We start from the raw sequence: 13,310 nt of genomic DNA on the forward strand, positions 1-13,310 counted from the left end.
CAACGCGACGGTGCCTGTGATGGCGCGGCCTCCCTTGTCATCGCCTTTACGGCAATCTGACCGAGAGCGTGCTCGGGCAATGATCGGAAAGCCGTTCATGATCGGCGGGGGTTGAGGGCGTCCATGGGACCTGACCATCGGAGTTGGCGACCGCCAACTGCCGTACCTTGTCGCCGAAGACAAAGAATTCAATCGGTAACATGTTGTAGTCGTCGGCCGCCGGAAGGGACCCTGGATAGGGGTTGGACGTGTCTGCCCAGCAGAGCGACGGCTCCTTGTAGGGTGCGCGGAACAGCGCAATGTCCGGACGATTGTCGCGGTCGTGTAGATCAGCTGCTGGCGAGTATCCCGAGACGGCCTGCCAGACCTCGTCCTGGAAGCGGCCGGCGCCGGCATCGAGGCGCCGATTGAAGTCGCCGACCACCATCCAGGGATCGCCGGCGTTCTGCCGAGCTTCGACCCAAGCCCGCAGCGGGAACATCTGTCGACCAAGCGTGTCGCAGGCGTTGCTGGTCGGCGGGGTGGTTGACGGGTCAACCGTGAACAGGCGGAAGTTAATCAGGTCGTCGAAGCACCCAGACTTCATGTGGACCACCAGCGCCCGCACCGACGTCGTGCCTGCCGTTACTGTGACATCCAGACCCCAACGCACGTCCCTAATGGTCCCGCCATCGTCCGATTTGACGTTGAGCTGCGGCAGGTCGGCAGCAGTCGCCGTGACCCCGGCGTCGGCCCGCCAGGCAACCGCCGTGTATTGGTGACGTTCAGCCCCAGCGGGCTTGACGGGGGTATCACCTGCCTTGGTGCATATCGGGCCCGGTGTCGCCAATCCTTCATCGGCGGCGAACTGGCCGCTGATGCAATGGGCCCATCCATCAGAAATCGGGAACACCTCATTGATCGCCGCGGGGCTGCTCACCTCCTGGAGAAAAAAGACCGAGGCTCCGGCCTTGTCTCGCCAAACCTTCAAGTCTGCATAGTCCTGCGGCTGCCGTATGTAGTCACCAGGGAACACCGTCACCGGGTCGCCCGCATAGAGAAGCGTCTGCACGTTCCAATTGCCGAGTTTGAGCTCAGCAGCAGATGCGGGAACGGCGAGTGTTGAGATCGCGACTAGCAGAGCGGACAGAACCTTGTTCATGATTACCCCCTTTGAATTTATGGAAACGTAGCTGGCCCGGATGGTTTGGTCGCTTGGCAATTGTGTGAAATACCGCCCCGAAGCGGATGCGGCGAGGACAGGCGGTTGTGGTCACCCCGTGAGTTAGTGAGCGAAGAACTGGCGACGGGCGGAACGCTCGGTGTCGCCGAAATAGTCCGACCACCAGGCGTCCGTCCGGAGCGGCTTGGGTGGGTCGTCCGCCTCCCGCCACTTCAGGGACTCCCGGAACGCATGGTGGCTGTAGAGGCGCATGAATTCGCCCAGATAGATGTCGGCCACGCGCTTGTTGCCGACAACGACGATCATGTTCTCGTCGTTTTGGTTGGTCGATGCGGCGCTGAAATTGGCGGAGCCGCCGACGACCACCGGATTGTCAGACATCGGATCGATGATCATGAATTTGTTGTGCACGTATTTCACGTTACCGTTGAGACCGCTCAGGGTCTCCTTCACCCACCCGTCGATCTTGTTGGTCGCGATGAGCGAACCAATCGCGAAGGTGTTTTCCGGCATGTTGCGAAGGTCCTGGATCGCTTGCTCTTCAGCGATGCGTTCTGGACTGCCCGCCTTGAGCGGGCGGGTGGCTTTTTCGAGCAAGGCGAGGCGAAAGGGCGCCGGGCTGGTCCGATACACATCCTTGAAGAGGTCATGCATGCCGAAGGCGAAAGTCATGAAGAGGCCTTCCTGCGCGGTCATGGCGAGGTCGGCGTACCATTGCAACGCATCGAGATTCGAGCGCGGACTGAACACGACGCTGGTTCCCGCCGGCGGCGGCATGGTTGGCAGCGGCGTGAGCTGCTCGGTGATCGGCGCGAGGTCGGCGTTCGCCGGATCGTCGTGTAGTGCGGTCCAATAGGCGAGATAGCGTTGCGCGACGTCGGGATCCTCGACGACGTGCGCCACGTTGGAGTGGCCGAAGATGCCGCCGTCCGAGAAATTGGTACCGCCGGTCCAGACAGATTTGGGTTGTCCGTTCTCAAGTTTCACGATGAATTTGTTGTGCGAGATGTAGGACGGGTTGGTCTTGCGCTGCTTGCAGTGATCGCCGAGCAAGCTGCCGCCGGCCGCGTCGACCTCGATCACCGCCGCCCGGTTCGCGTCGCCGGGCTTTGCCTCGCGCCCGTCATAGATCACTTCCACATCCACGCCCCGTCCGATGGCAGCCTTCACGAGCTTGAGGAATGGCAAATAGTGGAATTCATAAGCGGCGATGCGCAGGGAATGCATGCCTGGCTGGGCGTCGTTGACGAACGCTTCCATCGCCTCATAGAGGCCGCGCGATAGCCAGATCCAGGCCTGATTGTTCTGGACGTCCTTGGGCTTTCGATTGCCGAAGCGTGCGACATACGCCTGCGAGGCGGCAACGCCGCGATTGAAGTAAACATCGTGGTCGCCGCCTTCGGGGTTCTCGGTCTCGACCTCAATCGCAACGACAGCGTATGGCGTAAGAGCGGTGGGAGATCCTTTGAGGGCTGTAATGGTATACGTGTAGCCATAGCCCGGTTTGGCGGAGTAATCCGCCCACTGAAAGCTCTGGATCGGTTGTTCGTTCGTCGGGTACTGCGCGCCCGCAGGAAACCCGGGATCGGTCTGGGCGAAGCATTTCATCGCCTCGAGGAAGTAGGCCTCATCCTCATTGTGATCCCGCCGATGGAACGAAAATCCCATCAGGTTGTCGCACTGGTCCTGCGGGAGATCGAGACCGAACGTCACCACGTAGGTCCCGGCGATGGCGTTGACTTTCAGACCGCCGCTTGACTGTGTTACTCGCATCTCGCCCCCTCCTCGTGAAGTCAGTTGGCGATAGTAGCGGCACTTGCTGTCACAATGAAGTATCCTCGGATCGACGGCCAATCCGAATATTTCGGCGACCTGTAGAAGCGGACTCGCGCGGGCGGCAGTTTAGCTCTACATCTGGAGATGTCATCGCGGTCGCGTTAGGGATTGACGCGGTGGATCTCCTGGGGCGCCATGGTCGGCGACGGGCAACGATTACTGCGATCTATGCGACGCGGTCCGGGGGCCTTCCAAATTTCCGTCCCAGAATTCCGTGCGGCGCTCCCGAGCGCGTCGTCGAATTGGGGGAACCCTCGAAGGCCCAAATGTCGTGCGTTTCATCCCGACAAGCTGGTCATTGATAATTCAAAAGTTTCGCATTCTGGGCCGCTATCCGAACACCCACGGAGGACACAATTGAGGACGAAAACCTTGAGGACGATACGGTCCGCTGCGATTTCAGTGATCGCCTGCCTGGCGCTTGGCACGGCAACGCCGTCTTTCGCCGATCAGTTCGAGACCATCGCCCGATCGTATGAGCGTGGCGAACTCGACAAGACCAGCGAGGATTCCTTTCCCGATTCAGCCACATTCGATCAACCAATCTATGTGGACGTTGAGGACGTCGCTCTGATGCGCAAGCTGGTCCTGGCGTGGGATGGCAACGGGATTGGCGCGCCACAGGTGTCTCCCTACACGCCGTTCGGGACGCCGGATTTCGTCGGGCCGGTGGTGTCTGTAATAGGCAACAAGGAGGCCGATGATGTCGGTCGCGCACTGGGAGATGCGCTACATGCTTTGGTTGTAGTGCTGCGGATGGGCGAACTTGCGCCCGGTAGCTATGTGCTCCCCTGGGGGCCGGCTTCGGCCGACCACATTCGAGCGATCGGCGGGGTCCCTCCGCCGAGTTTGGGAGCAGACGGCAGCTTCACGTTTACCGAGGAGCATAAGAAACTGCTGGGGCATCTGTGGTTCGGCACGCCGACGGAGGAACAATGGACTCGTGCCACGATGGCCGATGCTCTGCTGTCCTGGAACACCGATGGATCGCTGCCCTACGGTGATCCGCGGGCCCATTGGGCGGGCGCCGCGACGGCTCTTGGGTGGACAATAACCACGGGCCAAGACGGTTCGGTAACGCTGTCTGATGTCGACTATGCGCGCTTCCAGAAACTCCATGCTGAACTGCTCGCCGCCACCCTTGTCATGCAGGCGCACGGCACGCTGGCGCCTGGGTTGTACATCGCCTCGTACGATGAGCCTTGGCAGGTCCCCGATGATAATAAAAAATGATCGTTCAAAAAGTGGCGATAGTTGAATGCCCCAAAGGTCTTCGGGCCGAAAGCGCCACCGTCGCGAAGTCCGATCCCAAGCCGAGCCATAACTCTGAGCGCTCCTGATCGGTGGCTTTAGTCCGCCAGCCGCCGTCCTCGCGGATGGTGCATGGGACCGAGTCGGCATGAAGCGATATTTAGCGAGCCCCCAAAGCGTCTAAGGCCATTGGCAGTGTCCGCTTCCGCTTTGTTGCAGGCCAGAGCCGCGAGTCTGCTCACGGCCCAATCCAGTCATTTCGGAACATGCGAAGCCGACTAAGTGGCGATTGGAAATCAATAGCACTGCGCCGCAGCGTTCGTGGTTTGTGCCTCAAAAGTCGCATAAAGGGCAGTGTGGAACGTCAGTCTACAGATCGGTTCCCTCAGAGGGGCGCGAACCTTGTGCTCACCTGTTCATCGGCCAACAGCTTCATCATGACGTCACCTCGGAGGACGAGAAACGAATGTCGAGACACGGCTACGGGCTGCCTCGGTCGTTCGCTCAATCGAAAGCTCCGCGTGCGGAGGAAGTTCGCCCCCATGCAAGGCGAGAAGGTGCTGGCCTACTTCCTTGTCCGCTGCCGTGAGCCGATGATTGAGGCGAAGAAAGTCCATCCAGGTTGGCGTGCGGAACGTCTCCGTCCAAAGTGAAGGTGTTTGCAGGTTGCGCTGGAGCGTCCAGTTTCGTGCACCGGCACGGCTAAGAGCGTGGCGTTTTGCGCGCATGCAAGCGAGAAACGCGTCGGTGTTCTTTTCGGATATGGAATAATCGACCTTGGCAACAATCGGGCCGCTTCTTGGCTTCAAATCGAGCGCGAGCTCCGGGGCGCGAAAATCCGAACTTTCCTGGTCCGTGTCTTCCCATGGACGGATTGGCAACACTATTCCCGCTGCCGCAACCAGCAACAGAGCCCCCGCGGCGCCCTCCAAAGCTGAGGTCAACGAGTAGTTCTCCGCGACGGTACCCCAGATCCAGCTGCCGGCAGCCATACCGCCAGCGCTCAAGGCGTAGTAGATCGAGAGGGTGCGGCCGACGACCCACCTTGGACTTGCCAATTGCACCGACACGTCAATGCCCGTCCAGGTGACAAGCCAACCCGCGCCACCGAGAGCTAGCGCAACAGCCGCCACTGGGACCGACGATGTCAGTGCAAGCGAAAGGCAACATGCCGCACAAGCGACAGAGGCGAATGCGATCAACCTGTTTTGAGACGTGATCCGTCTTAGCCAGCCGTTGCTCATGCCCGCGATGAAGGCTCCGGCGCCGAAGCCGGCCAGCAGAATGCCGTAGACGATTGACCCGCTCTTCAACTGATCCCGGACGACGAGAGGCAGCAGCGCGAGGATGGAGATGCTTGCCAGCCCGAAAAGGGTTGCACGGGCGATCGCCGCCCTGATCTCCAGGGACATCGTCGTGAAGCGGAGTCCGTCATGAACCGCCATCGCCATTCTCTCGCGAGGGAGGGGCGAAGAACGAACTTTCCAATTGGTGCGCCATATTGCGCCCAGAGGCGCCAGATCACTCAGGGCGGCCAGGGCGAAAGCGGCCAGCGGTCCAAAGAGCGCCAGGATAACGCCCCCCAAGGCCGGGCCGACGCTGCGTACAATGTTGTATCCGACAGACATGAGCGTCACCGCGGCCGGAATGTCGCGCTTGTCTAGGATATCGCCGACCGAAGCATGCCAGGCCGGATCGTTCAAAGCGAAGCCGCAGCCGGCCAGGAATCCCAATCCGAGTAGGAGCCAGGGATCGACAAATCCCAGGCCCACAGAAATCATCAGCGTCGTTGATGCCGATGCTATCAGGCAGTGCCCCGCAAACATCACCCGTCGGCGGCTGAAGTTGTCGGCGATGGCGCCGGCGAGAATTGAGAGGAGGAATACCGGTAATGTGGATGCGGCCTGCACGAGTGCGACCATCAGGTCGGACGCCGAAATGGTGGCCATCAGCCAACTGATGGCAACCGTTTGCACGAGCCACCCGAGGCTGGATATTTGTGTGGCCGTCCAGATCGAGCGAAATACCGGATTTCGAAGTGGAGCAAGCGTCGTTGGAGCGGACGGTTGAGGATCTTCGTGCTGCACTTTTTTTGCTTTCGACGAGCCGATTATTCAAATCCACGGCTGCCACTGGACTTTTTGTCTCTACGATGTTGTGTAATCGGTCAGTGCTTCCAAGACATGACCCAGCACCCGCTTGCGCATGCTCCAAGTTCATCCGTGCAGCCGACATATCGGTTTCGGATGACGCGCTCAATCCCAAGTTCTTAAGCCAGGAGCTCGGACCGGAGGTGTCGCGTCGAGCTACACGGGCTGCGCGGGCAAACGTCAAACGCGAATTTCCTCCCGCTTTCGCGCCCGTGCGCCCCGGCTGCGGTATAACCGGCCACCTCGTCGACTCTCAGCACGATTGAAAGCTGCGCGTAAAACGGACCCGCGGCCGTGCATTTCCCAACGGTTTTCGAAAAGTGGCTGCTCTCCAAGCCACGACTCAGGCGGCTCAGCTTTGCTGTCAAGCAGTGTTTTGCCCCAACGAGAGCTGTACCGGGACATAAGGGGAGGGGGAAGCGGGTCAGGCCGTCATCGCCAAAGACCCGCCGGAATGATCCGGCGGGGCGACTGAAAGAATTCATTGCGCGCGCGCCAGCCAGCCAGTGCCGGGTTTGGACCAGCCGCCTAAAGACAGTCGGCTTGAAGTCGCCCTTGCTCCCAACTGGCCTCATCCGGTAATGCTCCGCGCGCCGAAATGGAAAATGCCTGGATAGTTCAGGCTTCGTCAGCAGCGGCTTCCTGTGCATCGCAAGGAGCCAAGGAAGGATCATGAAGCGGCAGAGTCGACCATTCATCGTGGAAATGAAACAGAAGCGCAGTTTACAAAAACGCGGTCGTTCCATCTGGGGCGATTTCGATTTCTCCGCGGCTATCGCCGGGACAACAAGGGAACTCCAGGAGATCGAGCTGCCAAATCGTCAGCTTGTTGACTCCACTACCGTGACCCATGATGCTGAACCTTTGAACCAATCGACATTGGAGCATCTTATGGCAGATCCAGAGCGTGCTGAATCAATAAACGCTGCGGCGGAAGGTGCCGTGAAAGCGGAGGCGCCACAGACGACGACGAAGGCCCGGCGGCCACGGAAGGCCAAAGCTGAGCCCACACCACCTGCTCGGACGAATGGCGCCAAGGCGGCTTCCCAGGGGAATGGGGCATCGGTAGCGACATCGCGCGGGCCTCGGAAAGTCTATTCCGAAAAGGAACGCTCCCTAAAGCTGGCCCTGATCGCGAGGTCGATCAGCGGAGGCGCCACCCTCAAGAGCTCGGTAACGCAGGCGGGGATCTCAGAGCAAACCTATTATGTTTGGAAGAAGGCCTCGGCGCCGGCAGCGACAAGCGATGATCTCAAGGATCTCATTGCGCTCGAGGAAGAAAACCAACGGTTGAAGGGCCTGCTTGCGGAACGTCTTCGCAATGAGAATGCGGAACTGAAGAGGAGGCTGGGGCTGGACTAAGACAGTCCCAAGCCTATCAGCTAGTCTCAAAATCGGAGGTGGCGGGTTGCCTGCGTCAGCCATTGCGACGCAGAGCGATTGTCGGCCGTTCTCAATGGCGTGGCAGTCGTAACCTTCATCGGCGGCGGCCGGAAGGATGTGGACGCGTCGCTGGGTGTGGCATTTGCAGAGCACGCTTGAAGCGTCATCGAAGTGACAGCACATTCTGCAACGCTCGGCGAGCGTCGATGCGGTTCCGCTTGATGCACATCAGTTGTTCAGCAGATTGGGAGGAGCAAATGCAGGCTGAGGCTTTCAGCAGTCCGATTTTCGTGAAGCGCGCCACCTACATCGTGCAGGAGATTGCCAGCCTTGCGGACGCTATCGATTTTCTCGACGAATGGCCCGAAGATCGCAGAGACCTGATCCACGATACTGCCCTAAGGGTGTGCTATGATGCATTTGACGGGCGCAAACCCATAAGCGCCGCGCGCGATGCCTTTTGCGAATTCGCGCAACGGTTCGCCATGCTGGAAGATCCGACCTTTGCGATGCAATGGATTGCCGCCTGCAAATCGGCCAATCAAAAAGCCTAGGTACCGACGATGGCAAGAGGCGGCGAGACTGGCGCGAGGCTCACCTGGCTGGGCGCTATGCGGCGCGACGAACATGGTTCCCGTCCTTCCCGCACGCGGAGTCTTCACGGTTTCGAGCATCTGCCGCCGTGCAGCCGACTGCTTCGAGCCGGCGTGGAGTATCCGCTCCAAACGCGGCCGCTCGTATTCCACTGAGATCTCAAGCGGCGCTTAGGAAGAGATCAGGAGTTCTCATCCAGGGTTATGACTTCCGTCCACGATCCATCCCTTCGCCATCGCTTCCTCTCCAAACAAAAGCGACGCTGATGAACCGCTCAGGCTGACAACCCGTATTCAACCTAAGAGAAATTTGCCGCTCTCGGCCTATTTATCGGTGATGTTGCATCACCAGCGGTTCCTTTTGTCAGCCGACAGAAAGGCGGATCGAAGCATGGGTATTCGGATACAGCAGGGCGACAATGTGAAGCCTGGCCTGAGTGAAACAGAAAGCGCGATTGGCAACCTTTAAGGTCGGCGATTCCGAAGGGAGCGTTGCGTTTGGCCGTTCTCTGTCTCGAATTTCAGAGGGCCGAGTTTTTCTACTAAGTCGTCAAGCTTTGCGGTTGGAGTTTACTTTTTCCGAATTGTTCGCTGGTAGGGGACCAAGCGCAGCTACTGCTCCAGCGCGGGGAGTGAAAGAGTGATGCAGCGTCTGGATGCGGCGAGGTTGGGTGACCTTCTGGCGGGAGACCTGCGCGCCTTTGGCGGGCCCTCTACGGTCGAACCGCTCGCCGGCCGGATCAGGGCGGAGCAGGTCAGTATCGTGCTTCGCAACACCCCTCTTGTGATGGTTGCGAACATACTTAATGCGGCCGTTTTTGTCATGGCGCTTTGGGGCTCGCCCGAGCAAACGGAAGCCATCCTTTGGGCGAGTGGCATCATCGTAGCGGCTGCTGTTGTGGGCCTCAAAGCGAGGTGATCGTTTCAGTCGGTCAAACCAAGGTCGGTGTCCCGCCGCACAACACAAAACCTGGTGCGGAACGCCTTCCTGTTCGGCACTTGGTGGGGGGCGCTTCCCGTCCTGTTCTTCGGTGGCGCAGCAAGCGCGGTGCAGGTTGTCATTACCTGCCTGAGCGCGGGGATGATCGCAGGCGGTGCCGCTTCCTTCTCCACGATTCCTATTGCGGCCGTCGCGTATACGCTACCAATCTTCGTCGGTTCGATGCTTGCGATTGCGCGGGTGGAAGACGCAGTCAATCTGCCCGTAGCAATCCTGATCATGTCCTACGCCACCACGCTGTTTCGTGCAGTGCTTGCCCACGCGTTCGAATTTACCCAGCGCTTCATTCTGCAAGCGGAAGGCGAACGTGCCATTCGACGGGACGTGCTGACGAGTTTACCAAACCGGTTCAGCTTCAATGAGCGGCTTGAGAACGCAATCGCAAACGCCACGCAATTCGATCAGAAGTTTGCGTTGCTCTTGTTCAACATCAACAACTTCAAAAATGTCAATGATCGTTTCGGCCGAGCGATGGCCGATGCGGTTCTGGTCGAAGTGGCTGCCAGAATTCGGAAGGCGACACGGGAGAGCGATTGTATTGCGAGGCTTGAGGGGGCGGAATTTGCAATAATCGCTTCTCGCGACTGCAGGCCAGATCAAATCAGATCGCTGGCCAAACAGATCACGGATGCCATGCCCGCCCCGTTCTTGATCGAAGGGCGAGAATTATATTGCAAGGCCTCTGTTGGTATCGCTTTCGCACCCTCTGACGGCTCGGATGCCAACCAGCTCTTGCGGTGCGTCGACACCGCACTATACCGGGCCACGACGCTGGGAGCGGGTCCGATACAGTTTTTCCGCGCAACGGACGATGAAGCGGCCGTGAGGCGCCATGCGCTTGAACGCGATCTGGCATCTGCGCTCGCCAACAACCAGCTTTCGCTCGCGTTCCAGCCGTTTCTTGACCTCGGGAGCGACCGCATCCGAGGTTTCGAAGCGCTTCTGCGGTGGCGCCATCCGACACTTGGCGCGATCCAGCCGTCGGAATTCATTCCTATCGCTGAAGACATCGGATTGATTCACGACATCGGCCATTGGGCCATCAAGTCGGCTTGCTTGGCCGCGGCGCAATGGCCGTGCGACTTGCGGGTCGCCGTCAACTTGTCGGTGGTGCAGCTCAAGAACAAGGCATTACTTGATGGGATCCTAACGGGACGGGGTGCTCGATTTCCGGCCGCTCATCCTGCATCTTGCGCGGGAAGGACTGAGCGGCGCTGACGCGGCCGATCTCTTTCACGGTACGCTGATCGCGGGACTTGCGGAATGGGCCGCGAGGGAAGCGGCACTCTTGGGCATCCCGGAGGTCGCGCTCGGCGGCGGATGCTTGATGAATCGGGTCCTTGCGGCCGGACTTGCGCAAGCGCTTCGGGACCGCGGTCTCAGAGCTTATTTGCCACGTCTCGCGCCGGCCAATGACGGCGGCATCGCGCTCGGCCAGGCCGCCCATGCGCGGCAGGTCATCATGAACGAGAATGCATCAGCGGAGGAGAGCCGGACATGTGCCTAGCGATACCGGTCCAGGTCAAGGAAGTACTGCCCGACAACATGGCGAAGGTCAGGCTCGACGGCGTATCGAAGATCGTTTCGACCGCGCTGATCGACGATGTCCGGCCGGGCGACTATCTCGTCCTTCATGTCGGCTATGCGCTCGCGAAGATCGACCCGGAGGAGGCGGAAAGGTCGCTCGCCCTCATCCGCGAAGCTGCTGCCATGGGAGATGCGGCATGAAATATATCGACGAATATCGCGACGGCAGGCTCGCCAAGGATATCGCCCGGCAGATCGCCGCTCTCGCCGCTCCGGGGCGTTCCTATCACTTCATGGAGTTCTGCGGCGGCCATACGCATGCTATTTCCCGCTATGGTCTCGAGGATCTGCTGCCGGCCAATGTGCGGATGATCCACGGACCGGGCTGTCCCGTCTGCGTGCTGCCGATTGGCCGTATCGATGCGGCGATCGCGCTCGCCATGCGGCCGGAGATTACGCTCTGCACCTATGGCGACCTGATGCGCGTGCCGGGCTCGAACGGATCGAGCCTCTTGAAGGCCAAGGCGGCCGGCGCCGATATCCGCATGGTTTATTCGACGCTCGATGCGCTCAGGATCGCCGAGGCCGAGCTCGAACGCGAAGTGGTGTTCTTTGCCATCGGCTTCGAGACCACGACGCCACCGACCGCGCTCGCGCTCAAGGCGGCGATAGCCAAGGGGCTCGGCAATTTCTCGATCTTCTGCAATCACGTGCTGACGCCGGCGGCGATCCAGAACATCCTGGAAAGCCCTGACGTTCGCAAGCTCGGCACGATCAAGATCGACGGTTTCGTCGGTCCTGCCCACGTCTCGACCGTCATCGGCACCGAACCTTACGAATTCTTCGCTGGGGAATTCCAGAAGCCGGTGGTGGTGGCGGGCTTCGAGCCGCTCGACGTCATCCAGGCGATCCTGATGCTGGTGTGCCAGGTCAATGACGGCAGGCACGAGGTCGAGAACCAGTATATCCGCGCGGTGACCGCGCTCGGCAACGAAAAGGCCCAGGCCGAGGTGGCGAATTTCTTCGAGCTGCGCGAGAGCTTCGAATGGCGCGGTCTCGGCGAAGTGCCCTATGGCGCGCTCCGGCTCCGGCCGCAATATGTGGCCTACGACGCCGAGAAGCGCTTTTCGATGGTGACACCCGCCGCGAAGGACAACCCGGCCTGCGAATGCGGCGCGATCCTGCGCGGCGTCAAGAGGCCGGCCGACTGCAAGCTGTTCGGCACGGTCTGCACGCCCGATACACCGATGGGCTCCTGCATGGTGTCGTCGGAGGGCGCCTGCGCCGCGCATTGGACCTATGGCCGCTTCCGCGAGAAGGCGCGGCAGGTGGATGTGGGGAGGGCGGTCGCATGAACATGATGATCAAGGCCTACAGGCGCAAGCTCGATGTCGCGAACGGCCGTGTCGACCTTTCGCACGGGGCCGGCGGGCGCGCCATGGGCCAGTTGATCGAGGGCATTTTCCACAAGGCTTTCGACAATGACTGGTTGAGGGCCGGCAACGACCAGTCGGCCTTTTCGGTGCCTGGCGGGCGGATGGTGATGACCACGGACGGCTACGTCGTTTCGCCGCTTTTCTTCCCCGGCGGCAATATCGGCACCCTCGCCGTGCACGGCACGATCAACGACATCGCCATGGCGGGCGCGGTACCGCTCTATCTGTCGGCAAGCTTCATCATCGAGGAGGGTTTTCCGTTCGCCGATCTCGAGCGCATCGCCCAGAGCATGGGCGCCGGCTCGCGCGAGGCCGGCGTGCCGATCATCACCGGCGACACCAAGGTCGTCGAGCGCGGCAAGGCCGACGGTGTCTTCATCTCGACCGCCGGCGTCGGCATGGTTCCGGACGGGCTCGATCTCCGGTCCGACGCCGCCCGGCCCGGTGATGCGGTGATCATTTCCGGCTCGATCGGAGACCATGGCGTCGCCGTGATGTCGAAACACGAGAACTTGGAATTCGACACCGACATCGCCTCCGACAGCGCGGCCTTGCACGGGCTGGTAGCAGACATGGTCGCGGCTGGCGGGGCGCATATCCGGCTAAGGCGCGATCCGACGCGCGGCGGCATCGCCGCGACGCTGAACGAGGTCGCCAGCCAGTCGCGGGTCGGCTTCCGCATCGACGAAGACAAGATCCCGCTCAAACCGGAAGTGGCTGCAGCCTGCGAGTTCCTCGGCCTAGATCCGTTCAATGTCGCCAATGAAGGGAAACTGGTAGCAGTCGTGGCGCCGGAGGGCGCTAACGCCGTGCTCGCGACGATGCGCGCGCATCCGCTTGGCAGTGAGGCGGTGCTGGTCGGCCACGTCGTGGCCGACGACAACTGCTTTGTCCAGATGACGACCTCGTTTGGCGGCGGCCGGATTGTCGACTGGCTGTCGGGCGAACAACTGCCCCGGATCTGCTAAGAGA

Annotated in this window: 12 protein-coding genes; 9 read left to right on the forward strand and 3 right to left on the reverse strand. The window is 60.5% G+C overall.

Annotated elements, in window-relative coordinates:
• Positions 1–46 precede the first annotated feature (46 nt).
• Together MESS4_RS08775 and MESS4_RS08780 are read right to left on the reverse strand one after the other, a co-directional pair.
• On the reverse strand, positions 47–1,141 hold the full coding sequence (locus MESS4_RS08775; RefSeq protein ID WP_006329025.1) for an endonuclease/exonuclease/phosphatase family protein: 1,095 nt from the start codon (positions 1,139–1,141) through the stop codon (positions 47–49).
• A gap of 123 nt (positions 1,142–1,264) precedes the next feature.
• Positions 1,265–3,016, reverse strand: coding sequence for a phospholipase D-like domain-containing protein (locus tag MESS4_RS08780; protein ID WP_198292736.1), 1,752 nt, complete (start codon positions 3,014–3,016; stop codon positions 1,265–1,267).
• A gap of 339 nt (positions 3,017–3,355) precedes the next feature.
• On the opposite strand from MESS4_RS08780, the gene MESS4_RS31135 reads away from it, so the two are divergent.
• Complete coding sequence (locus MESS4_RS31135) at positions 3,356–4,231, forward strand: hypothetical protein (protein WP_006329027.1); 876 nt, start codon at positions 3,356–3,358, stop codon at positions 4,229–4,231.
• Positions 4,232–4,692: 461 nt separating this feature from the next.
• On the opposite strand, the gene MESS4_RS08790 is transcribed toward MESS4_RS31135, so the two are convergent.
• Positions 4,693–6,336 carry an MFS transporter gene (locus tag MESS4_RS08790; RefSeq protein ID WP_036240927.1) on the reverse strand — a complete coding sequence of 548 codons (1,644 nt, stop codon included), beginning with the start codon at positions 6,334–6,336 and terminating at the stop codon, positions 4,693–4,695.
• Between the two features lie 735 nt (positions 6,337–7,071).
• Here MESS4_RS08790 and MESS4_RS08800 point away from each other — a divergent pair.
• The 8 genes from MESS4_RS08800 (at position 7,072) to hypE (ending at position 13,306) form a co-directional block, all read left to right on the forward strand.
• Complete coding sequence (locus MESS4_RS08800) at positions 7,072–7,761, forward strand: transposase (RefSeq protein ID WP_006329030.1); 690 nt, start codon at positions 7,072–7,074, stop codon at positions 7,759–7,761.
• Between the two features lie 278 nt (positions 7,762–8,039).
• Positions 8,040–8,336, forward strand: coding sequence for a DUF982 domain-containing protein (locus MESS4_RS08805; RefSeq protein WP_006329031.1), 297 nt, complete (start codon positions 8,040–8,042; stop codon positions 8,334–8,336).
• 679 nt (positions 8,337–9,015) lie between these two features.
• On the forward strand, positions 9,016–9,294 hold the full coding sequence (locus MESS4_RS34430) for a hypothetical protein (protein ID WP_006329033.1): 279 nt from the start codon (positions 9,016–9,018) through the stop codon (positions 9,292–9,294).
• Between the two features lie 27 nt (positions 9,295–9,321).
• Complete coding sequence (locus tag MESS4_RS08810) at positions 9,322–10,593, forward strand: diguanylate cyclase (protein ID WP_244441083.1); 1,272 nt, start codon at positions 9,322–9,324, stop codon at positions 10,591–10,593.
• Between the two features lie 109 nt (positions 10,594–10,702).
• Positions 10,703–10,882: a hypothetical protein gene (locus MESS4_RS34435; RefSeq protein ID WP_244441084.1), complete on the forward strand. Its 180-nt coding sequence runs from the start codon at positions 10,703–10,705 to the stop codon at positions 10,880–10,882.
• The gene (locus MESS4_RS08820) at positions 10,873–11,103 is read left to right on the forward strand and encodes a HypC/HybG/HupF family hydrogenase formation chaperone (RefSeq protein ID WP_006329037.1); all 231 of its coding nucleotides are present in this window, start codon (positions 10,873–10,875) and stop codon (positions 11,101–11,103) included. The genes MESS4_RS34435 and MESS4_RS08820 overlap by 10 nt, the downstream gene beginning before the upstream one ends.
• Positions 11,100–12,257, forward strand: a complete 1,158-nt coding sequence (gene hypD / locus MESS4_RS08825) for a hydrogenase formation protein HypD (protein ID WP_006329038.1) — start codon at positions 11,100–11,102, stop codon at positions 12,255–12,257. Before MESS4_RS08820 ends, hypD begins: the two co-directional genes overlap by 4 nt.
• Positions 12,254–13,306 (forward strand): hydrogenase expression/formation protein HypE, encoded by a 1,053-nt coding sequence (hypE, locus tag MESS4_RS08830; RefSeq protein WP_006329039.1) that lies wholly within the window; start codon positions 12,254–12,256, stop codon positions 13,304–13,306. Before hypD ends, hypE begins: the two co-directional genes overlap by 4 nt.
• Positions 13,307–13,310 lie beyond the last annotated feature (4 nt).

The organism is Mesorhizobium sp. STM 4661 (assembly GCF_000359125.1).
Taxonomy (GTDB): domain Bacteria; phylum Pseudomonadota; class Alphaproteobacteria; order Rhizobiales; family Rhizobiaceae; genus Mesorhizobium.

Excerpts from the sequence above, each read along its gene's own strand:
- MESS4_RS08775 (WP_006329025.1), bottom strand. The coding sequence starts at position 1,141 with ATGAACAAGGTTCTGTCCGCTCTGCTAGTCGCGATCTCAACACTCGCC.
- MESS4_RS08800 (WP_006329030.1), top strand. The coding sequence starts at position 7,072 with ATGAAGCGGCAGAGTCGACCATTCATCGTGGAAATGAAACAGAAGCGC.
- MESS4_RS08805 (WP_006329031.1), top strand. The coding sequence starts at position 8,040 with ATGCAGGCTGAGGCTTTCAGCAGTCCGATTTTCGTGAAGCGCGCCACC.
- MESS4_RS34435 (WP_244441084.1), top strand. The coding sequence starts at position 10,703 with ATGAATCGGGTCCTTGCGGCCGGACTTGCGCAAGCGCTTCGGGACCGC.
- MESS4_RS08820 (WP_006329037.1), top strand. The coding sequence starts at position 10,873 with ATGTGCCTAGCGATACCGGTCCAGGTCAAGGAAGTACTGCCCGACAAC.
- hypD (WP_006329038.1), top strand. The coding sequence starts at position 11,100 with ATGAAATATATCGACGAATATCGCGACGGCAGGCTCGCCAAGGATATC.
- hypE (WP_006329039.1), top strand. The coding sequence starts at position 12,254 with ATGAACATGATGATCAAGGCCTACAGGCGCAAGCTCGATGTCGCGAAC.